Source organism: Wolbachia endosymbiont of Oedothorax gibbosus (assembly GCF_936270145.1).
In the GTDB taxonomy this organism is placed as follows: Bacteria; Pseudomonadota; Alphaproteobacteria; order Rickettsiales; family Anaplasmataceae; genus Wolbachia.
In genome coordinates, this window is record NZ_OW370537.1 from 1,236,830 (window position 1) to 1,258,906 (window position 22,077).

At 34.5% G+C, this 22,077-nt stretch carries 17 protein-coding genes, 1 rRNA gene and 5 pseudogenes; 6 read left to right on the forward strand and 17 right to left on the reverse strand.

Annotated features, from left to right (window positions below):
• Positions 1–3 precede the first annotated feature (3 nt).
• From NBW37_RS06035 to NBW37_RS06075, 9 genes are all read right to left on the reverse strand, one after another.
• Positions 4–900 (reverse strand): class I fructose-bisphosphate aldolase, encoded by an 897-nt coding sequence (locus tag NBW37_RS06035; protein ID WP_250297013.1) that lies wholly within the window; start codon positions 898–900, stop codon positions 4–6.
• A 64-nt stretch (positions 901–964) separates the two neighbouring features.
• Positions 965–3,271 (reverse strand): AAA family ATPase, encoded by a 2,307-nt coding sequence (locus NBW37_RS06040; RefSeq protein ID WP_250296141.1) that lies wholly within the window; start codon positions 3,269–3,271, stop codon positions 965–967.
• A gap of 293 nt (positions 3,272–3,564) precedes the next feature.
• The gene (locus NBW37_RS06045) at positions 3,565–4,791 is read right to left on the reverse strand and encodes a DEAD/DEAH box helicase (RefSeq protein ID WP_250296142.1); all 1,227 of its coding nucleotides are present in this window, start codon (positions 4,789–4,791) and stop codon (positions 3,565–3,567) included.
• Positions 4,792–4,826: 35 nt separating this feature from the next.
• Positions 4,827–5,078, reverse strand: a complete 252-nt coding sequence (locus tag NBW37_RS06050) for a cold-shock protein (protein ID WP_006279919.1) — start codon at positions 5,076–5,078, stop codon at positions 4,827–4,829.
• A gap of 174 nt (positions 5,079–5,252) precedes the next feature.
• A complete protein-coding gene (locus tag NBW37_RS06055) occupies positions 5,253–6,587 on the reverse strand; it encodes a TldD/PmbA family protein (RefSeq protein WP_250296143.1) in 1,335 nt (444 codons plus the stop codon).
• Between the two features lie 18 nt (positions 6,588–6,605).
• Positions 6,606–7,469, reverse strand: a complete 864-nt coding sequence (gene atpG, locus NBW37_RS06060) for an ATP synthase F1 subunit gamma (protein ID WP_250296144.1) — start codon at positions 7,467–7,469, stop codon at positions 6,606–6,608.
• Between the two features lie 198 nt (positions 7,470–7,667).
• Entirely contained in the window at positions 7,668–8,888 is a 1,221-nt protein-coding gene (locus NBW37_RS06065) for a heme biosynthesis protein HemY (protein WP_250296145.1), read from the reverse strand.
• Positions 8,885–9,616 carry a hypothetical protein gene (locus NBW37_RS06070; protein WP_250296146.1) on the reverse strand — a complete coding sequence of 244 codons (732 nt, stop codon included), beginning with the start codon at positions 9,614–9,616 and terminating at the stop codon, positions 8,885–8,887. Before NBW37_RS06070 ends, NBW37_RS06065 begins: the two co-directional genes overlap by 4 nt.
• The gene (locus tag NBW37_RS06075; RefSeq protein ID WP_250296147.1) at positions 9,609–10,838 is read right to left on the reverse strand and encodes a lipoprotein-releasing ABC transporter permease subunit; all 1,230 of its coding nucleotides are present in this window, start codon (positions 10,836–10,838) and stop codon (positions 9,609–9,611) included. Before NBW37_RS06075 ends, NBW37_RS06070 begins: the two co-directional genes overlap by 8 nt.
• A 227-nt stretch (positions 10,839–11,065) precedes the next feature.
• Here NBW37_RS06075 and NBW37_RS06080 point away from each other — a divergent pair.
• Positions 11,066–12,077, forward strand: a protein-coding gene (locus tag NBW37_RS06080; RefSeq protein ID WP_250295836.1) for an IS630 family transposase whose coding sequence is annotated in 2 segments (ribosomal slippage) — positions 11,066–11,578 and positions 11,580–12,077 — 1,011 coding nt in all. Because the reading frame shifts where the segments join, the coding sequence is not laid out codon by codon here.
• On the opposite strand, the pseudogene NBW37_RS06085 reads toward NBW37_RS06080, so the two are convergent.
• A pseudogene (locus NBW37_RS06085) lies at positions 12,064–12,957 on the reverse strand (sugar phosphate nucleotidyltransferase); the annotation flags it as partial. The gene NBW37_RS06080 and the pseudogene NBW37_RS06085 overlap by 14 nt on opposite strands.
• A 47-nt stretch (positions 12,958–13,004) precedes the next feature.
• On the opposite strand from NBW37_RS06085, the gene NBW37_RS06090 reads away from it, so the two are divergent.
• Positions 13,005–14,174, forward strand: a complete 1,170-nt coding sequence (locus tag NBW37_RS06090; protein WP_250295821.1) for an IS4 family transposase — start codon at positions 13,005–13,007, stop codon at positions 14,172–14,174.
• A 16-nt stretch (positions 14,175–14,190) separates the two neighbouring features.
• On the opposite strand, the pseudogene NBW37_RS06095 reads toward NBW37_RS06090, so the two are convergent.
• From NBW37_RS06095 to NBW37_RS06115, 5 genes and pseudogenes are all read right to left on the reverse strand, one after another.
• A pseudogene (locus tag NBW37_RS06095) lies at positions 14,191–14,598 on the reverse strand (sugar phosphate nucleotidyltransferase); the annotation flags it as partial.
• Between the two features lie 94 nt (positions 14,599–14,692).
• Complete coding sequence (locus NBW37_RS06100) at positions 14,693–15,952, reverse strand: hypothetical protein (protein WP_250296150.1); 1,260 nt, start codon at positions 15,950–15,952, stop codon at positions 14,693–14,695.
• 76 nt (positions 15,953–16,028) lie between these two features.
• Positions 16,029–16,385, reverse strand: a complete 357-nt coding sequence (sdhD, locus tag NBW37_RS06105; protein ID WP_250296151.1) for a succinate dehydrogenase, hydrophobic membrane anchor protein — start codon at positions 16,383–16,385, stop codon at positions 16,029–16,031.
• Positions 16,382–16,759, reverse strand: a complete 378-nt coding sequence (gene sdhC, locus NBW37_RS06110; RefSeq protein ID WP_250296152.1) for a succinate dehydrogenase, cytochrome b556 subunit — start codon at positions 16,757–16,759, stop codon at positions 16,382–16,384. Before sdhC ends, sdhD begins: the two co-directional genes overlap by 4 nt.
• A 100-nt stretch (positions 16,760–16,859) precedes the next feature.
• Positions 16,860–18,363 (reverse strand): 16S ribosomal RNA (locus tag NBW37_RS06115).
• 219 nt (positions 18,364–18,582) lie between these two features.
• On the opposite strand from NBW37_RS06115, the gene NBW37_RS06120 reads away from it, so the two are divergent.
• Positions 18,583–19,131, forward strand: coding sequence for a hypothetical protein (locus NBW37_RS06120; protein WP_250296153.1), 549 nt, complete (start codon positions 18,583–18,585; stop codon positions 19,129–19,131).
• Positions 19,132–19,262: 131 nt separating this feature from the next.
• On the opposite strand, the pseudogene NBW37_RS06125 reads toward NBW37_RS06120, so the two are convergent.
• Positions 19,263–20,156 (reverse strand): annotated as a pseudogene (locus tag NBW37_RS06125) (IS481 family transposase); the annotation flags it as partial.
• Between the two features lie 103 nt (positions 20,157–20,259).
• Between NBW37_RS06125 and NBW37_RS06130 the strand changes: the two are divergent.
• Together NBW37_RS06130 and NBW37_RS06135 are read left to right on the forward strand one after the other, a co-directional pair.
• Positions 20,260–20,365 (forward strand): annotated as a pseudogene (locus NBW37_RS06130) (IS481 family transposase); the annotation flags it as partial.
• A pseudogene (locus NBW37_RS06135) lies at positions 20,365–20,561 on the forward strand (IS4-like element ISWosp8 family transposase); the annotation flags it as partial. The pseudogenes NBW37_RS06130 and NBW37_RS06135, both read left to right, overlap by 1 nt.
• On the opposite strand, the gene murG reads toward NBW37_RS06135, so the two are convergent.
• Positions 20,545–21,606, reverse strand: coding sequence for an undecaprenyldiphospho-muramoylpentapeptide beta-N-acetylglucosaminyltransferase (murG, locus tag NBW37_RS06140; protein ID WP_250296154.1), 1,062 nt, complete (start codon positions 21,604–21,606; stop codon positions 20,545–20,547). The pseudogene NBW37_RS06135 and the gene murG sit on opposite strands and share 17 nt — an antisense overlap.
• A 73-nt stretch (positions 21,607–21,679) precedes the next feature.
• On the opposite strand from murG, the gene NBW37_RS06145 reads away from it, so the two are divergent.
• Positions 21,680–22,072, forward strand: coding sequence for a hypothetical protein (locus NBW37_RS06145; RefSeq protein WP_250296155.1), 393 nt, complete (start codon positions 21,680–21,682; stop codon positions 22,070–22,072).
• The last annotated feature ends 5 nt before the right edge of the window (positions 22,073–22,077 follow it).

The following is a 22,077-nucleotide window of genomic DNA, read 5'->3' on the forward strand; positions in this document are numbered from 1 at the left end:
TTTTTATGTGTAGATATCCATTATATCTTTTAGCATAGATAAAGCTTCTTCTTTTTTTCGTTGAAAAGTGTTACGTCCAATGATTGAACCATTACCACCACCCTGCTTAATTTCTTTTGCTTCATTGCATATGTCATCTACTTCCTTCGACTCGCCACCAGAAAAAACTACTACTCTTTTCCCTGCAAAACAAGATCTTTTAACATATTCAATTCTTTTAGATAATGATTCAATATTTTCTGTTTCTATTTTCTCTCTTTCCAAATATTTAGTTGGAAGTTTTACTTTGATTATATTAGCGCCAAGTAAAGCTGCCATGTGCGCAGCATAGGCAATAACATCAACTGCTGTTTCACCTTCTTTGGAAATTCCTTCACCGCGTGGATAAGACCATAGCACTACTGCAAGCCCATAAGATTTGGCTTCAGCTATGATTCCACGGGCTTCTTCCATCATATCGAAACACTTAGCAGAACCAGGATATATAGTAAATCCAACAGCCAAGCAGCCCAAACGCAGCGCATCTTTCACAGAAGAGGTGATTGCCTGATCAGAGGTTAGATCTTTTGAATGTAAAGAGTTGGAATTATTAAGTTTCAAAATAAGTGGGAGCATTCCAGCATAAGTTGAAGCACCAGCTTCAATCATACCAAGTGGAGCAGCATATGCACTTACTCCCGAATCAACTGCAAGCTGAAAATGATAATGTGGGTCATAAGCATCAGGGTTAACTTCAAAGCTTTTTATTGGTCCGTGCTCAAATCCTTGATCTACTGGCAGAATCACTAACTTGCCAGTGTTGCCAAGCTTTCCATGCATGAGAATACGAGTAAGATTTGCTTTTACCCCGGGGTTTTCACTTTCGTAGTAGCTTAGGACTTGTTTTACTTTATCACTTATCACTATAATTCAAATTAAATTTAAGTTATAAATTGTAACAAAGATGAAGTTCAATACAAGGATTTTAAACTATATCAAAAGCAATTTTACTTTCTACTTTATTCATATAGATTCTTAATTTCTTTCCTTTTATTAATTTACGATTCAGTATTTCTTCCGCTAAGTAACTTTTTATCTCTTTTTCAATAAGTCTCTCTATTGGACGTGCTCCCATTTCCTTACTATAACCCATTTGTACAAGATAAGATTTCACTTCATCCTCTACTAAGCAGTTTATGCCTTTTTGCGTCAGTTGCTTTTTCAGTTCTAGGATAAATTTATCCACAATATGCAAAATCACATCCGTACTTAAGTCAGAAAAAGAAATAATCGCATCAAGACGATTACGAAATTCAGGGCTAAAAACCTGTTCTATTGCTTTTTCGCTATCACCAATGTTAAAATTTTTATGCCCAAAGCCAACAAAACTTTTGCTGCGTTCAACTGCTCCTGCATTAGTTGTCATAATTAAGATTATATTGGAAAAGTTAACTTTACGTCCGTAAGTGTCTGTAACGCAACCATAATCCATAATTTGTAGCAATATATTATAGATATCGCTATGAGCCTTTTCAATTTCATCAAGCAGCACAACACTATATTGATTGTTAGATACAGACTCTGTGAGTAATCCACCCTGATCATAACCTACATATCCAGGAGGAGAACCAATCATCCTTGATATCGTATGAGATTCAATATATTCGGACATATCAAAGCGTATAAGATTCATGCTCATGCTTTCTGCTAATTGTTTTGCTAGCTCGGTTTTACCAACACCAGTTGGTCCTGCAAAAAGATAATTTGCTAAAGGCTTATTGTAATTTCTCAACCCAGATTTAGCAATTTTAATAGAACTAACAAGAGATTCTATTGCCTGCTCTTGGCCAAAAATCACCTTCTCTAGATTAGCTTTTAAAGACTTTACTTTCTGCAAATCATCAGATTCAGATCCGCAAGGCACATTTGTAATTCTAGTAATGGTATTCTTAATATCTCTACTATTTACAATTTTACCCCTGTTTCTTAGCAATTTACAATATGCCCCTGCCTCATCAATAACATCAACCGCTTTATCAGGTAATATTCGCCCAGTAATATACTTATGCGAAAGTTCAGCCGCAGACCTAATGGCATTCTTTGTATAATATACTCCATGATACCCTTCATAGTAGTGCTTTATACCATCTAGTATCTTTATCGTTTCGTTAACAGAAGATTCCTTAACATTAATTTTTTGAAACCTCCTCGCTAATGCTTTATCTTTTTCAAAACTATTGCTGTATTCTCTATATGTGGTTGCACCTATACAACGCAGTGTACCTCTTGCAAGCGCAGGTTTGAGTAGGTTACCTGCATCAAGAAAGCTACCACTTGTAGAACCTGCTCCAATGATAGTGTGTATTTCGTCAATAAAAAGGATAGCACCTGGTTTTGCCTCAATTGCTTTTATTATAGATTTTATTCTCTCTTCAAAATCACCTCTGTAGCGTGTCCCTGCAAGGAGTGACCCTAAATCCAAAGCATAAATTATACTGGACCTGAGTGCACTCGGAACACTGCCTTCAATGATCTTGAGTACCAAACCCTCAACTATTGTGGTTTTGCCAACACCTGGGTCTCCAACATATAAAGGGTTGTTTTTTCTACGCCTCAATAATATTTCTATAGTGCGATTTAACTCATAATCACGACCAATAACATAATCTATTTTTTTGCTTCTTGCATAGTCATTTAAATTTTTACAATAACTTTGTAGAATTTCTTCATCTTTTAGTAGCTCACCTTTATTTACTGTAGTAGAAGCGTCATTATTTTTATCAAGTTTTACTTTATGATTGGTGGTGTATTCATCTATATCGTTAGAGTATTTCATATTAGATATATGGTAAATCAAATTGGAATCTTTCGCACTTTGTTTCTGCAATAGATCTTCAACGTATAAATCTTGCCCAGACAAAATTTCTACTAGAACACTTGCTCCATTTATTTCTTTTTTCCCCAAGCTATGAGCCCGTATTATTGCTCTGTGTATTATGCATTGAAACATTGAGCTAGGTTTAACTCCACTGATAATCAATTCAGAATTGCTTTGTAAAAACCCTTTTATATTATTATTATAATCATTAGCTTTAATATTGCATCTTGATAGAATGTTATCCATATTGATGATTTCATCGGCTCTGATATTACATCTTGATAAAACGTAATTTACATCCACGTCTTTAGTTAACGCCAGCAATAAATGTTCTACTTTCGCATATTTAAGATTAAAATTAGAAGCAATGAATAGTGCTCTATTCAAACTTGCCTCTAAGTTTTTGGAAATCATCTCCTATTCTCTTTAAAAGTGGGAACTCATATATAATGAATAGCACACAATTATTAAAAAAATTGAAATCCAGGAGTTCGCTGTAGCCAATTTGAATTCCCACTATGGATCTACGTCATACCGCCGCGGATAGATTCTGCTAATGAGTAGCGGAATGACGAGTTTTATGCTTATCAAGTTATAGGTAAATCCAGTTTGGATTAGCTATATATTTTTTCTACCATTCCCCAATCACTTTGCTTTGCAGCAAGTCTATTAGAGTTTTTAAAGAATGGAAGAATAGTTAAAGTATATTAATACGCTTTTTCTAGTACTCTGCTTTTCTTCTTAAATGCATTGATCTTTTTTCTACCATATTTAGTCTTTAACGTACTTGGCCTTTTAAAGACCTTTTTGCTGTTACGTTTTTTAAATTGCACACTACAATCAAAATTTGGCTCTCCTTCTTTGTCTGCCAGTGCAGGTAATCTTCTCTTATCTTGAGGTGTAACAAAAGATAGCGCATGCCCTTCAGCTCCAGCACGTGCAGTTCTACCTATACGATGAATATAGTCAGCTTGCGATTGTGGTGCATCATAATTGATAACATGTTGAATGTGGGGAATATCAAGGCCGCGAGAAGCAACATCTGTTGCAACCATGATTTGGTTACGGCCACGACGAAAAGAATTAATGACCCTTTCGCGCTTGTGCTGCCTTAAATCACCATGAATTGCTAAAGCGCTATAGTCATCTTTGTGCAATCTGCTAGCTAGCTGATCCGCCCCTTGCTTTGTTTTGACAAAGATAATGATTGATCCTTCGCGCTGACATAGTTGCATAACAAGCTTTCCATATTTTTCTGATTCTGATGCATAAACAATTTCTTGCTTAATTTTTACAGAAGTTATAGCCTCACAATCAACAGAAACACGTTCTGGTCGATTAAGGTGCTTCTCAGTAAGTTTAACTATATCACTAGGAAGAGTTGCAGAAAACATAAGAGTCTGCCGTATTTTTGGCAGATATTTCATGATCCCTTCAATTTGAATTCCAAAGCCCATATCAAACATACGATCCGTTTCATCAAGCACAAGAACGCTAACATTGCGAGTAATCAAAGTTTTACGCTCAATATGGTCTATAATACGACCAGGAGTACCTATTACAATTTGTGGTTTTTTCTGAAGTTGGTTTAGCTGCCTAAAAATAGGCTCACCACCAATCAATAAAGCGACCCTTAGTGCAGAATTTTGAGATAAGAGTTTTCTTATCTCATTTGTTACCTGATGCGCAAGCTCCCTGGTTGGCACAATGACTAAAGCTGAACCAGTGTTAGGCTCATTCAGTAACTTAGCAACCAACGGAATAGCAAATGCCAAAGTTTTTCCAGTTCCTGTTTGAGCAGATCCAAGAATATCTTTACCCTGCAGGGCTAAAGGGATCGCTTGTATTTGAATTGGGGTCGGGACAAAAAGATTATTTTTATCTAGAGCTTGTGTAAGCAAAACTGGGAGACCCATCTCATGAAAATTATTCACAATACGTTAATCCTATTAAAAGACTTCATAATAGATTAATCTTCCAATCTTAAATTTATTGCAGATTTTTTATCTTCTCCGTTTCTACCGCGCTCCTCTTTAACCTCATAACTCACCCTTTCCCCTTTTATTCCTTTCTCTTTATTCTCTCCTTTAAGTGCCTCAGGCCTTATTCCTGAACGTTCCAACGTGCTAATATGTACAAAAACGTCACCCCCTTTACCTTCTGGCTTGATGAAACCATAGCCTTTTTCGGCATTAAACCATTTTACATTACCAAATTCCATTTAAACAACTCCTAAATTATTAACTAATATTACTAATGTGATGAAAAACTTTGAAATTACGATTGAGAATGCTTTAAGCTTAGCTATTGAAACTAAACCTTTATACTCCATAGTCTATTCTTAACATTACATGACAATAATACACAATTGTTGTGCTTGATGCAAATAAATTTTTTAATCGTTAAGCGAACCTGCAACCGTCATTTCGCTAACTTTAATTGTTGGTGAATTAAATTGCCCACAAAAAGTTAGATCATCTGCAACGACTAAATTGCTAAACATATCCTTCAAATTGCTAGCAATGGTAATCTCATGTACTGGATACGTTATTTTTCCATTTTTTATAAAAAATCCGGAAGCGCCTTGGCTGTAATCGCCATTGATTAAATTGACACCAAAACCAAATAAATCAGTTACATATATTCCCTCTTTCACTTCCTGAATTAATTCTTCAAACGATACATTACCATTCTCAATGTAGAGGTTACTAGCTGCAGGAATAACTGCAGCATTACTTGCACGAGTTGCACTTCCGGTTGTTTCTGAGTCTAATTTTTTAGCCGAGTACAAGTCTAAAATCCAATTTTGTAATATTCCGTTTTTTACAAATATATTTTTCTTGCTAGTTATCCCTTCTCCATCAAATGGTCTCGATGCTATGCCTCTTGGCAACAATGGATCATCGATAATGTTAATTCTATCATTGAAAATCTGAGCGTTTAAACTACCCCTCAAGAAAGAACTGTTGCTTATAATACTGCTCCCATTTATAGCAGAAGCGAAACTTTTTACTAGCCCCTTTGCTGCTCTTTTTTCAAAAATAACCGGAAACTTACCAGTTTTAATTGTACGTGAATTCAATTGATCAACTGCTCTTTTTGCTGCCTCTTTCCCTGTTAATTCTGGCGACTTTAAATCACTAAAATTACATGCTATATCATAATCGTAGCCAACCCTCATTTTACTTTCTTTTCCAGCAACAACAGAGACCCAATTAGCAAAGGTTGATTTACTAAACGAGCCAATAAAACCAGAAACAGTTGATAATACCGTATTCACTAAAGCGTATGAAGAAGAGGCTCCTTCAGAATTAGTGATACTCTTATGTGCAAGGGCTGAATTTTCTGCAGCTTCAGCAATTTCTTTTAGGTTATCAACGGTTACAACATTATTATCTGAGATACTTAAATCTGCAGAAGAGATATAATTACCACCATCTGCAGCAAAATTAATGTGAGGATCTTCTGGTGCATTCTTTGCCATTTCTACCACTTGACTTACCGTATCACTCAGATTATTCAAATCGTTTGTAGAAATATACGCAGCTTTGTTTTTACCTGCTATAGCTCTGATTCCTACAGTGCAATTCTTAGATTGTGATATTTGCTCAATTTTTGATAGACGCTGAGAAACTGAAGTCTTATTAGTTTCATATATTGTAACTTCTGCGTCTTGATTCTGCTTTTTTATTAATTTAGTGATATCTGCTGCAATATTTAATATATTCATTTTCTATTCCTTAGATTTTTATAAAGACTCTGCACCACCTATAACTTCAATTAAATCAGTTGTAATTGCTGCTTGACGAGAACGATTATAAAGCAATGCTAATTTGTTCAGCATCTCTTTAGTGTTTCTGTTTGCTGATTCCATAGCAACCATCCTAGCACTATTCTCACTTGTTGCACTTTCAAGTAAAGCAGAGTAAAGAGCAATTACAACGTAATCTTGAACCAAAGATTTTAAAATAAATTCAATATTTTGTGGTTCATACTCATAGCCGTAATCTGTTGTTGGACCAGTCAGAGAATTGTCAATCAAGGATGAGTTTTCACTCCATGGTTTTATTGTTTCCAACATTGGTTTTTGCGTGAAGGTATTATAGAATTTACTATAAAAAACTTTAACTTTATCGTATTTACTTAAATCTATACCATCAACCAAAGCTTCTACGTGCTTTAACGTGATTCCCTTACTATTTTCAATTTTTAAGATACTTTTAGAGTCAAATCTATTTTTACCTACATCAAAAGCTTTTTTACCAAGAAATACAATATCTACTTTTTTGCCATTTGCGATTAACTTATTTTGACTAAATTTGACAATAGAAGAGTTAAAGTTGCCGCACAAGCCACGATCAGACGCAACAATGAATACTAGGTAAGAACCATCGTTACTGACATTTAGAATTTTTGCCAGTAATTCTTGATCAACTGATAGCATTAATGAAGAAATAATGCTATGCAGCTTAGATATGTGCAATTTTGAATTTGATAATTTCTTTTGGCTTTGTAATAACTTTGCTGCAGAAACCATTTGCATTATTTTCGTGGTTTTCTGTACAGACCTAATATTCTTAATTCTTAAGGATAATTCCTTTAAGCTCTTCATTTTGTATACAACCCTGATTTATTAAAATATATAATTGTTAGTGTCTAAAAGCAAGTTTTTTTGACATTAGAACCAAGTCTAACTAAAAAACTTGCAGGTTTATTGTTTGGAGATCAAGGTCACATTAAGAAAGTGTTCTAACTTCAACAATATCAATGTGAAAGTAGCCTAATGGCAATTTCTACACTTTGTAGAATCTTATAATATATAATAAATACAATTAAAACTATTACAACTTGAACACTTATGATCCCATTGCTTTAGTTCTCTGTTACAATTTTTACACTTCCAGCCTGGATCAGGCAAAGCTTCTGAGCCCATCTTGTTTAGCCAATAAATTACCTTGTCGTGTTCTTGCAATGTAACCTTGAGCTGTATTACAATAAAGTAGATTGACATGTAATTAGCTTTTTTGATAGCGGTGTCTAAATATTGACTTGCAAGATCATATTTACCTGAACTCATTGAGGACAAAGCAAGTAAACAGTAACTAAAATAATAATCAGGGCGTAAGTTGTATAGTCTTTCAGCACCTTTACTATTTAAATTGATGTACATTTTAGCTGACTGAGGAGTAGGATTTACTGCATATTCTGCCTCTAGCACTGCAGAAGCTTTTCTGATTTTTCCAAGTTTAGTATATAATTCTGCCTTTAAATAATTGATGGGCCGAAAAGTTGCATAATAACTTTGTGCTCTGAATAAAGACTTTATAGCCCCTTTAAAATCCCCTTTACTTTCATATTGTTTTGCCAAAGCACAATAAAAAACTGCAAACATTTCTTTATGGTCAAAGGGAAGAAAAATATTGAATTTAACTGCTTCCTTTAACCTCAAAATTGCATTAATCCAATCTTCTTTCAATATGCAATGCTCTATTTGAAAGGGAATAGATAGCATTTTATCATTAATTGAACTAGAGCAATATTCTATAAATTTTTGAAAGACTACTTTTTCTTGTTTGAGGTGGACAATCAGCTTATTGGCTAAAAGTAGAGCTAAGTTACGATTTTTATTTGCAATATTTGTTAAACCGTTACTGAAAAAGCTGTAATTTCCCGTCTTACCTGAGTTAAAGAGCTTTATTAAAGACAACCTATCGCTTTCTTCACTCAGACTTTTAACTAGTTTTTGGGCATTCTCTATATTGTCTAAGTCTATGCTAAAGAAAGCTTCAAAGAGAAGCAATTCTTCCCTATCCCTTCTTCTATTTCTTATGTTGGCAAATGTTGATGAAACGGAAGAAAAAAAGCGTGCAAGTGCAATTAACAAAAATAATAAAGCTACACAAGTAAAAATGATAAAATATAAATCAATACTTATAGTGTAATTACCTAATTCTAATTTTATTACTTCACCACTTACCTTGACCCATATGCCAAATAAAAACGAAAGAGCGAAAATTATAAAATAAATCATGAGATATATTGTAACAAGTGATGATATATTGTTGAAATATTCTTAGAAGCTACAATAAGACCATGCAATTTATTCAGCCATGGCTTGAATTCTGGGTGTGCTAAATCTCCTATTGTAGTAGCTATGCTCTGCCAATCATTATCGTTTATTGACTCCTCAATTTCTGCAAACTTTACTCTTAATGGATCATTCCGGTCGTCTACCTTTATCCAGTTTGAAATGATTCTTTTAGACAATGTACTTTTGTTGTAATCGATAGTATCAATAGCTTTTTCAAAAGATACCTTCAATTCGTGTAAGGTATTTATCTCTTTCAAATTTTCTAATTCATTCATTGCATTTTCTATCTCTGGATCATCAAGCTCTAATATCAAAGGCTTTATTGAATTTATATGATTATCAAATTTTGCTTCTCGCAATAACGAATCCTTCATTTTAACCACAAGTAATAGCAATTTTGCAAGGTTCTTACATCTTGAGTTATTATCACCTTGCTCACATTGAGTATGCTGACTTCTCTTGAGGTCAAATATCTTTTTTTCTATTCTAGATTGATTAACTTCAAGCAACATTCTAAATTCATCCATGTTTTCCGTTAAAGCTTTCACATTGTTTTCACTCTCTTGCTGATTTATTTTTAAAAAGATTATGTTATTTATTGTGATGTAACCGGTAAATAACAATACAACTAAGAACCAACCTATGTACTTTTGCTGAGTATCATTCATAACGTAGTATCTCCGCAGGATCTTGTGTAGCTGCCTGCAATGCAGGAGCTATTGTCGCTAAAAATGATAAGAATAATGCAAGTGCAGAAATATTTACTACGTCTTGGGGTAATAGTATCACTGGCAAACTTGAAAAAAAGTATATCATAGGATCAAATAGCTTGACGTTAGTAATGCTTTCTAAAAATACTCTAATATTTTCGATATTGAGAGAAAAAACGACACCTATAATACAGCCAAGACAAGTTCCCGCAAAACCGATTAATAGACCACAAGCGCAAAATATGCGCATAATGCTTCCACTTGTTGCACCAAATGTACGCATAATTGCAATCGCGGATTTCTTTTCTTGCACTATCATCATTAAATTTGAGATAATATTAAACGCTGCTACAACTATAATCAAAGTAAGAATTAAAAACATTACATTTCTTTCAGTTCTTAAAGCACTAAAATAATGGCTTTGCTGTGATTGCCAACTTTCAGCTTTCATTCCTATTTCTTTTTCTATAGCATCTACCAGCTTATCAGCTCTAGTAACGTCGTCTACAAGTACTTCTATATTTTTTATGCTATTTTTATAATTAAAAAAGGCTTGTGCTGATTTTAGAGGCATATATATCAAGGTATTATCATACTCAAACATACCCATATCAAATATTGCTATAACTTTATATTTTTTCATTCGTGGCATTTCACCAAGTAATGCATCAAATTCTTCAGATGATATAAACGTAATTTCGTCGCCATAGTCAATGTTCAAAGCTTCTGCCAATCGTGCTCCTATTATTATCCCTTCATCAAATTTTTTTACATCACCTATAATTACATTATTTGTAACAGTAGTATTATTAAGTAGGTCTTTAGCTGACACACCTCGCACTACGCTACCTGCAATTTTACCATTTACTACAATAATAACTTGATCATTGGTCATAGGAGTAGCTTTTAATATACCAGGAATTTTCTCAATAGATTTTGAAACTGTGCAATAATCTGAATTTATGTTCCTATCAAAATAAACATTAATATGGCCATCAATGCCAAGTATTGAGTCAAGCAACTTTGCTCTGAATCCGTTCATCACAGACATCACCACTATTAGTGTTGCAACCCCAAGGGCAATGCCGATAATAGAGAACAAAGTCATTATAGAGCAAAATCTGGCATTTTTCGCTCGCAAATAGCAAGCAGCCATAGTAATTTCAAAGGCAATGGACATTACATTGAGATCATATTCTCGAGACTTCTATCATTGTAGACTTTTCTTTACTTGAAAACTAGAGATTTTTGCTTCCTTAAATTTAGCAGGCTTATAGAGTATCTTTAACATTAGAATTTCAAAATCTTCCATATACATCATCCAACCTTATACCAATCTCCACTAATAGATAGACAAATAGTAAAAACTACAAATAATTGAGGCTAGAAAGAATAAATATGTAGTTTATGGCAGGAAAAAGTAAAGCAATAGGAGAAGAACTATATAATCAATGCAAGTTAGAATTAAAAAAATATGGAATAAGAGGAGAGATAGGAAGAAGGTTACAAGCAATAATATCAGCAAAGGAGTATGGTATCTCAAAAGTTGCTAAAATATATAGAATTACGAGAACGACATTAATGAAATGGATTGCAAGATTTAAAGAAAAAGGTGTTATTGGGTTTGCAATACAGCCAGGGCGAGGACCTAAACCAAAACTGAACGAGGAGAAGAAGGAAAAAATAAGAGAGGTAATAGAAGAAGATGGGGCAAATCTGACTGCTAAAAAATTGCAAGGTATAGTTGAAGGAATGTTAGCTATCAAAGTAAGTGAGTCAACGGCGAGAAGGCTTATGAAGAAGCTAGGATTTACATATATCACACCTCGTCCAGCACATTATAAACAAGACAAAAACAAACAAGAGGAGTTCAAAAAAAATCTCAATGAAATTGTGGAAAAGAACCGGAAAAAGGAGGTTTTTTTTCGATGAATCGAGATTTGGAACGCACTCAAAAGTTGGACATGGATGGTTTAAAAAGGGCTCAAGAACACAAGTTAAAGTAAAAATCGGAAGAGAAAACTTCTATCTTTACAGCGCTGTAAATCCCAGGAATGGAGAGGATATTAGCCTACTTGCTCCACATGTAAACACAGATTGCATGAACATATTTTTGGAGCAGATGTCGAAAGATTTGGGGACTAGAGAAGCTTTTCTTATCATGGATTGCGCAAGTTGGCATAGGTCTAAAGGTTTAAAAACTCCTGAAAATATCACCATAATTTATTTGCCGCCGTACTCGCCTGAGCTCAATCCTGTGGAAAGATTTTGGCAACATTTAAAGGAAAATATAATAAAGAACAAGATGTATGACTCTATTAAATTACTTGAAAATGCTGTATCTGAATTTATTCGAGATATTACGGAAAGTTCGATCAAAACCATTTGCTCTGTGAATTATTTGTCTAGTTATTTATGAGGGTTGGTATTACTATATCATTATCAGATAAATGCTCTCCTATTTGAAATTCAACTATCTCAAGTGGAAAACTTGTGCTTCTATTTTCAATCCTATGGGAAACTTTCCTTGGAATTTCTATCATATGGTCTTTTACTATAGCGTATTCTTTGTCGTCTAAACTAACATACCCAACTCCTGATAGTACTATATGGTATTCATCTCTATAGTGATGGAATTGCTTAGAAGTGCAGCTTAATGGATTTATAGAAAGATATTTTATAAGAAAATTTTCGCTCATTAAAATTATACTACAAAATCCCCATGGTTTAACTTCTTTCCTTATCGCCTTTACTTTCTTAACCTTATTAATAAACGATATTAGGCTTTTGTTTGGTTGCTTATAAGCTCCACCCAATAAATTTTTATTACTTTCTGTCGTTGAAGCTGGTTCTTTTTCTCTAATCACATGCTGAAATGACAACGGTTCTTTACTAAACTTCTCACTCAATTCTAAAACTGAATTCCAAGTTCCAACATCCAACCAATCGAAATTAGCTTCTATCATTGCAACGTTTTTTGCTTTTTCCATTACCAAGTAATCAATAGATATGTCTTCAATTCCTGCAAAATCTCGTTGTTTTAAATATAGAAATCTCTCTTGTGGTATGAAATGTTTAAAACATAAATTATAAAGACTTGAGGCAGATTTTTTGATCTCATCTATATAGCATTTTGCTTTAAACACAAATATTCCAGAGTTCCAATAATGATCGTTACTTAACTTACGCTCGGGTTTTTCTGTAAAATCTTTCACTATATGATATTTTTCTTTCTGATCATAAACTGCATTTATATAACCGTATTCAGAATTGAATTCATGAGGCTTAACCCCATAAGTGTTGAAAGTAACACAAAAAAGACATAAAGAACTATTATTGCAAGAAAATGGAGGCAATAATGGATCAAATAGAAAGAGTACTAAATTTAATAAAAGATGAGGATTTAGAAAGGCTAGGAAAATTAAGTGAAGTAGATAAATGTAATACTAAATTGTTGGGCAAGATTATATTTAAAGGTCTAATGAAGTTAATATTAATGGGGCAAAAAACAAGCCTAAGAGCGCTAGAAATGGTAATAAACAGGTGTATAATGGATAAGAATAGCGATAAAAGTACAGTAACATACAGTGGTTTGTCAAAAAGGTTAAAAGTTATAAATCCAGAATATTTTAAGGGAGTATATATTGATTTGATGAGCAAGATTAAAAAGCTATTACCCCAAAAAACATCAAATAACTTACATAAGTTTGATTCGACGATCATAAATTTATCGGGATATCTCATAAAAGATGGGCTGAAAATAGGCGGTAAAAGTAACGATAGTCAAGTTAAAGTGAGTGTAGGATTAAAGGATCAATTGCCGACAAGTATAAGATTTTGTAAAGGACAAGAAGAAAGTAGTGAAGATATAGCATTAGTGAGAGCAATTAATGAAGCTAAAGTTGAAAAAGAGGATATTTTATTATTTGATAGAGGAATCAGAAAAGTTGGAACTTTTGCCGAATTTGATGAAAAGGAGTACAAATTTATCACAAGAGTTAAAGTAGGAAGAAAACATGATGTTATAAGCAGGAACAAAGTTATAGGAGAACAAAAATCGGATGGATCAGAGATTTTAGAAGATATAATAGTTAATCTTTATCGTGCACGAGGTAAAGTGGCAGAAAAGCATGATCTACGGCTAATAAAAATCAGAAATAAAATTGGAGATGAAATATGGTTTTTGACAAACTTGTTTGAAATGCCAGCTTATGAAGTAACAGAGCTATATAGGCGCAGATGGGATATAGAAGTGTTCTTTAAATTTATAAAGCAAAATCTTGGATATAAGCACTTTTTAAGCCATACTATGAATGGCATGAAGGTGTATATTTACATGATTATTATTACGGCTTTGTTATTTCTTGTTTATAAAATCAAAAATAATCTACATGGGTTCAAAATAGCATTACTGCAATTCACATTGGATCTAAATGACTCTTTTATACGTTCGATTGTTTTACTGTCGGGAGGTAATTTACATGCCGTCAATCACCTTATATCACGCCATTTTTGATACTTTCAACACTTATGGGCTTAACCCCAAAAGTAACTATAGAGTTAGTTTCAGAGGCTAACTTAGACGCTTTTTGAGCGGAAGCGTGAAAATTATTTAAATCACCTATAAAATGGTCTGAAGGCAGAATTAACATTATCTCGTTTTCATTGCAGAGAAGCGCAGCAATTAATATTGCCGCTGCTGTTCCAATTTTCACTGGTTCGAAAATCACTTTATATTCTTGCAGTGCATGCAATTCCTCCATCACTAATGACTCGTACTGCACGTTTGTGGCAATTATGGGTGGCATATAATCGCTTTTTAGTCTCAGTAGAGTGTTCTGAAACATAGTATTCTGACTAAATATTTTCTGAAATTGCTTTGGCTTGAATAAAGGCCAAAGTCTGCTACCACTACCACCACACAATATTACAGGGCGCATTTAGTTAAGATATTAATTAAATAATTAATATCTTATACTGAGGGCAAAATGCATGCAAGTTTTTGTTGTAAAATGATTAAATAGAGGGTGGGTATCAATTTAAAGTAGCGCCTTGCCCTTTCTGTAAATTCCTCTCATTTTGTAATTTCTCAACATAAGTATTGCCGCTCTTTTGATTTCCAAACCCAGCTATTTCTTCATTAATTTTGTTTTGCAACTTTTCCTTTAAGCTTTCTCCAATATCTGGTTTTCTAGATTTATCTATACTTTCACTACTTTTGTTTAGCCCCTCTTCCAATTCTTTCTCAATGCCTGACCTTCTAGCGTTAAGCTCATCCCATGTGCCCACTATACTAAGTGGCTTATGATCCTTTTGCTCTGGCTTTAGCCTTTCTCCACCTTTAATAATATTAAAGTCACTTTTTGCTTCTTCCCAACATCCTTTCAATTGGTATTTCCACATAGTAAAGTAAGCATCACCATATTTTTTCTCATTTGCTACAAACAATAAAATTGGGGCCTTAAGTATTGTAGCTACCATATTTACTGAATTCTTCACTGCCATTGCAGGGGTGAACAAAAGATAGCCAAAAGACTTTGCAATTGGGTTTTGTTTGCTTATTAAATGCTCCCCTAATTTTATAGGAAGAGAAGTCAATAATTTAGCACAAACTTTAGCCAAGCTTGTAGCAAAAACGATAGGAACAGATATAAGACTTTTATCTAACTCTAGATTACCATTTTGATCTCTAATTTCTGAAAAACTAGTGTTTAACTTCTTGTAATCACTAGTGTATAGTAATTTTCCATTTCTTCCTTTTTCATCAACAACTTCCTGAACTTTACCTTCTTTATTTTTTACCTCTTTAGTTAGCACAGAAGAGTTAGTTAATTCAAACGGATATTGAGAATTCTTAGTTTTTTGAGCTTCGAAAATTGGCACGTGTTTTTTCAAATCCATTCTCGAAAAGCCTAATGGCTCAAAGTATGACTTATTTAACCAATCTATAGGAATTTGCTTACCCTGATTGTCTACATAATTGATAGTAAAATAAGATCTATCATTATCTTCGGTAACTAAAGATAATTCAAAACTTGGTTGTCTTCCATCTTTTTTGTCTTTCTCGCCATATAAAAGTTTATATATAGTCTCACCCTCACTATTCTTACCTTCTATAATTTTTCCAGACTTTTTAATCTGATCGTAATTTTTTGGGTACCGACATTTTCGTCCATCTTTATATGTCATTACCTTTCTAAGGTCTTCGACGTAAACTTGAGATTCAGGTGAAGTAAACAGACCTTTTGCTTTAAGTGCAAGATCTGTTCCCCACTTTTTCAATGTCTCTAACATATTGTCAAACCAAAATCGCTATAGTTCAATGATAAAACTAGTACACTAATAATATATTAACACAGAATTGGCAATTTTACAAAAAAATATGCCTGTAGAAGACAAAGATTGTAAAAGCGAGGGTTATATAAGTAATGCTTGATAAATACTTTATGCATGTAATTGTGAAAATCCTTAGAGATACGCTGTGTATATAATCTTCGCACACTACCTGCATTCCAAGAACTGCGTGCCAAAAAATGCAAAACAACAATACAACAAAAAATAAAAGCTCTAGAGGATGATTAATAAATTTTTCACTAAAAGACAAAAAGTTATCAGTATAAAATGCGCAAGAAAATGAATAGATAAACCAAGGAAAAAGGAACAGTAAAATTACCGCAGAAACACGCTGGACCCACCAATGATGTACTGAATTTCCAGATTGACTCATATAAACATAAATAAAAAAGCAATAGTAGAAAGAAGTAGCGTTACTGTCAGCAGTATAGCACTCCTTGAAACGCCGTTGATTTCTAGGTTAAGCCCCATATCCCACAATAAATGACGAATACCATTAAGAAAATGATATGAAAAGCTTATAAAACATAAGATATAAGCTAATTTAGCAACAGAAGTAAACAATAATGCATTTAAGTACCTTACTATAAGTAACTCAGGAAAGTAAACATGTAATACGAAATACCAAGAAAGTATCATTAATAAAAGGAATAGCAAGATACCAGTCAATCTGTGCATAATAGAGAAAAAACTACTAACTGGTAATTTATATATTTGTAAATGTGGAGAAAGAGGTCTATCACTCATAAAATTCCGTTATCGGGAAATTAAAATAAAGTAGAAGTAAAGACAGTAGTATAGCACATAACAACACCATCATTAAAAATGGTAAGTTATGTGCAAAGCCTAAGGAGGTAATCCAGCTGCAGATTCCCCTACTGCTACCTTGTTACGACTTCACCCCAGTCACCGATCCCACTTTAAATAACTCCCTCCTTGCGGTTAGGTCGTTAGCTTCGAGTGAAACCAATTCCCATGGCGTGACGGGCAGTGTGTACAAGACCCGAGAACGTATTCACCGTGGCGTGCTGATCCACGATTACTAGCGATTCCAACTTCATGCACTCGAGTTGCAGAGTACAATCCGAACTGAGATGGCTTTTAAGGGATTAGCTTAGCCTCGCGACTTTGCAGCCCATTGTAGCCACCATTGTAGCACGTGTGTAGCCCACTCCATAAGGGCCATGATGACTTGACATCATCCCCACCTTCCTCCAGTTTATCACTGGCAGTTTCCTTAAAGTCCCCAGCATTACCTGATGGTAACTAAGGATGAGGGTTGCGCTCGTTGCGGGACTTAACCCAACATCTCACGACACGAGCTGACGACAGCCATGCAACACCTGTGTGAAACCCGGCCGAACCGACCCTATCCCTTCGAATAGGTATAATTTCCATGTCAAGGAGTGGTAAGGTTTTTCGCGTTGCATCGAATTAAACCACATGCTCCACCGCTTGTGCGGGTCCCCGTCAATTCCTTTGAGTTTTAATCTTGCGACCGTAGTCCCCAGGCGGAATGTTTAACGCGTTAGCTGTAATACAGAAAGTAAACTTCCCATATTTAACATTCATCGTTTACAGCGTGGACTACCAGGGTATCTAATCCTGTTTGCTCCCCACGCCTTCGCGCCTCAGCGTCAGATTTGAACCAGATAGACGCCTTCGCCACTGGTGTTCCTCCTAATATTTACGAATTTCACCTCTACACTAGGAATTCCTCTATCCTCTTTCAATCTCTAGATTAGCAGTTTTAAAAGCAATCCCAAGGTTGAGCCTTGGGATTTCACTTTTAACTTACTAATCCGCCTACGCGCCCTTTACGCCCAATAATTCCGAATAACGCTAGCCCTCTCCGTATTACCGCGGCTGCTGGCACGGAGTTAGCCAGGACTTCTTCTGTGAGTACCGTCATTATCTTCCTCACTAAAAGAGCTTTACAACCCAAAGGCCTTCTTCACTCATGCGGCATGGCTGGATCAGGCTTTCGCCCATTGTCCAATATTCCCCACTGCTGCCTCCCGTAGGAGTCTGGACCGTATCTCAGTTCCAGTGTGGCTGATCATCCTCTCAGATCAGCTATAGATCATTGCCTTGGTAAGCCATTACCTTACCAACAAGCTAATCTAATATAGGCTCATCTAATAGCAATAAATTTTTCCCCCGTAGGGCGTATACGGTATTAGTTGCCGTTTCCAACAATTATTCCGTACTACTAGGTAGATTCCTATACATTACTCACCCGTCTGCCACTAAGTTATATCATAGCAAGCTACAATATAACCCCGTTCGACTTGCATGTGTTAGGCCTGCCGCCAGCGTTCATTCTGAGCCAGGATCAAACTCTCAAATTTAGACTTCAACCTATAAAAGGTTGAGGGTACATCGGATAAATCCGACAAAAAATAATTTAGCTTAATACTACTGTCTTTATTTCTACTTTAGAAATATTTTAATCTCCAACTATTCAAACAACTTTGAGAATATTATTATGTGATATAATCACTATGTCAATATGTTTTTGCAAATCAAAAGCATTAATGTATAAATATATAACTATTTGAAATATTACCATGAAAAAATACATCTTTTTGCTTGCACTCGCACCAATGTTAGTTGGCATCACATTATACTTATTGCGCAACATTGATAACACAAGACAATCTATAACTGCAGGTGACAAATTTTACGAAGTATTATTCTTAAAAAAAGATAATAAGCCTCTGCTAGAAGAAATAGATTCAAATTGGGAGTATTTAGCAAATTTTGAACGCGCATCCAATCATATCTCAGATTCAATGCCAACAGACACAGCATCTATTTATAATGATTTGGCAGATGATAAAGGTGCTCCTAATGTTTTGCGTGAGTTAGCACAATACTTAGAAGTAATGAGCTTACTTCACTCCAACAGTGAAAAAATAAATAAAGATAAAATTGATAATTTAGAATCAAGTGCAGTGTATCCTTATTCAAGCCAAGAAGCTATTGCTGTAGTAAAGATACATAATAACGACATTAAAGGTGCGACTGAAATATTGCGTTCCCTATTAAATGACAGAAAATGCCCTACTCTAATAAAGGCTAATGCACAAGAATTACTTAGGATATATGGAAGTTAACTTATTTGTAATAGTTTAGACTTGATCTGACAGACGTGAATTATCTGACAGAAGAATCGACGAAGTCAAAACCGATATCAGAATCTATTTTAATGTTATCAATATTTTTTTGGTAAGCAATATGCATATTATCAAAAAAGGTCTGCATAGCCGTAGCAATATTTACCTGAATGAGGTCTAGCTCTATTGTAAGAATGCAACCAATATCTAACTGAAGCTCTTCCAAAGTACTATAAATCTTTTTTCTAAAGATAATATTGATCTTGCATAGTTCTGTGAAGCCTTTCACATATACCATTAGTCTGTGGAGAATAAGCTTTGGTTCTAGAATGGTCAATATTTTCTACTCCCAGATATAGCTGGTACGCATGGTCTGCCACAATACTCTGTGCCTCAAAATGCGTAGCAATGGAACTTTCTGTTCATCAAAAAATGGTATAACTCTATCATTGAGAAGATCTGCAGCTGTGATGGCAGTTTTCTCCGTTAGCAAAGGCCACTCTAGAGTAGGTGTCGATAAAAGTTTGTTGGTAAATTCGTCCAATACCTTTGATATTGCCTACGTAATAGGTATCTTGACTACCTAAGTATCCAGGGTGTTGTGTCTCAATTTCACCATGAGCCTCTTTTTGTTCCTTAGCTTTTTCTAAAGCAGTAACTTGCTCCTCTGTCAAAATTACACCGTCTTGGATTACCTTTGCTTCCAGCGCTTTCAATCTCTTTTTAAAATTTTCGAGGTCGTTTCTTTGCCATATTGACCTTATCCCGCTAGCAGATATTAGAATTCCTCTTTTCTTTAACTCATTAGCTGCTCTTTCTTGTCCATATGCTGGAAACTCTACTGCTATTTTAACTACTGCTTCTTCTATATCCTTTGGTACTCTATTGGCAAGTAATGGCTTACTTTTACTTATCTCATATAATGCTTTTTCTCCTCCTGTTTCATATAGTTCTTTGAAACGATAAAACGTATCTCTCGAATATCCCATCACTTTGCATGCCTGTCCTAATTGTTTTGCAAAATCCTAACTTTGGTTTTAGTATTTTTTCTTGTGTTGCCTGACACTCCTTTATAATTTGTTTATATTTTTATCTTACTTTATCAGTCTGTCAGATCAAGTCTAAACTATTACAACTCTCAAGGGTCTGACTCCTTATGAATTTATATGTACACAGTGTTCCTGAATTGTTTATACTTAATCCATGCCATCATACTTTGGGACCATACATCTAGATCAAATTGCTGAGTATCGTTTAAATTTTTCAGTTTTATTTGGTGTAATGAGACAGAAACTCTATCAAGTACTCATTGCACCAAAAAGCTTCCAAGCTCTTTTTGATAGAGCAAGTATATGTGCTAAAGTTAAGTACAACCAGGGCAGTCGCGATAAAGTGGTAAACGCCATCATGTCTTTAGGAGGGTTTGCTAATGGAGGCTCTTAAGTACGCCATTGTGTGAACAATTACCTTAACAAACTTAGTAGTCCCATTCTTTATCCCTGTTTTTTTTGTATTATTGGTCATATCACGCAATTTTTGAGAATTATTTAATAGATCAAATAGTAACTCTGTTAGATTTTTTTTTGCTTCACTATTCTGCTCGACTATCATAGCTGCTCCCGAATCTTCAATATATTTTGCGTTATAAAATTGGTGATTATCTTTTGAGTAAGGGTAAGGTATATATATAGCAGAACGCCCAGCAAGAGTGATCTCCGCTATTGAAGTTGCTCCTGCTCTGCTAATTACCAAGTGAGCATTGGCCAGTCTATTTTCCATATCATCAAAAAATCCACTTAATTCACAATCGATCTTTTCACTTTTGTATAGATTCTTGACCTTGTTTACATTTTTCTTCGTACATTGCTGCGTCACTCTAATTTTCTTTTTCATTTTAATAGGTAAATCACAAATTACGCTGCTTACTACATCATCAAAAAAATTTGCACCTTGGCTGCCTGCTATGACCAATATATTTAGGATTTTCTCAGTGCTAGAATGGCTCTGTGCTTTTATATCAACAAAATTTCCTGTAAAAATACATTTATTGCCCTCTGCATATTTAGTCTCCGGAAAGCTGGTTGCAATTAATTTTGCACTCTTGAAAAAGAATCTATTCACTCTCCCTAAAACTGTGTTTTGTTCATGTAAAATTATAGGTATAGAAAGAACCCTTGCTGCAAGAAGAGTTGGAAAAGAAGTATAGCTACCAAAACCAATTACTAATCTTGGCTTCAATTTTCTGATTTTATATATTGCTAGCACACAACTATACATTAATAAAAGGAAAAACTTAAATTTGTTGCTGCTCGGTTTACGTAATTGCAAGGTGTAGCTTCCTATGTCGGTATTTTTATTTGTTTTTTTATCAGTAAATACTATGCAACTATATCCTTGTGCCTTTAGTGCTCTTGCTAAAGTTATAGCTGGAAAAATGTGTCCACCTGTGCCACCTGTTGCTAAGATAATATCCATCTGTAAATAACAAATTAACACTAGATTGTTAACTGTTATTTAATAATTTGCACGTAGAATTTTATTAAGCTTTATGATAGTTGAGTTAAAAATGCCTAAAAGTAATAGTAAAAAAGAACCTAATGAGAAAAATAAACCTCAAGAACAAAGAGAAAGCAGAAGCGGAGGTTTTTTAGAACTGCTAAAAAATATAATAAAAACTCTTTTCAATTCGGTTGTTGACCTACCTGAGCACGAGCAGCATAATAAAATGAAAAGCACTAATCTACAACAAGGTTTGGATACTAAAGGAAAAGGCCTAGAAGATCTTCATCCAAAGGCAAAGCTTGAAGTGAAAGAAGCAGCTAAGGGATTGAAAGAAGAGTTACAGAATTCTGATGCTGGTGGTAATCAATCTATTGAAACTAAAGTGCCTAATCAAACTACTACTCAAGACATTGACGCCTCTAAAACGATGGAACGTTAGTTCAA